Source organism: Flavobacterium sp. T50_26, assembly GCF_057652995.1.
The window spans coordinates 1-230 of record NZ_JBYFCC010000104.1 but is presented as its reverse complement, the minus strand read 5'-3'; the positions used below and the strand labels follow the sequence as shown (position 1 = coordinate 230).

At 39.6% G+C, this 230-nt stretch carries 1 pseudogene; it reads right to left on the bottom strand.

Annotated elements, in window-relative coordinates:
• Nucleotides 1-230: pseudogene (locus AC23MC_RS16570) on the bottom strand (glutamine--tRNA ligase); the annotation flags it as partial.

Here is a 230-nt window from a genome sequence, read left to right as displayed (position 1 = left end):
TTGGTTCAACATAGCCGGTAATCACTTCTATTGAATTTGGGTTGATGTTATTTTTAATATCAACTTCTTTGTCACCATCCGGATTTTCGTGCGTAAATATTCGGTCATAAATACGAACTTCTGCTTCCACGGCATGCGGATCAGAAACCCAATGTATGGTTCCTTTTACTTTGCGTTGACTGGATTCTGTATCACTACCCGACTTAGAATCAACATCATACGAAGCGTGA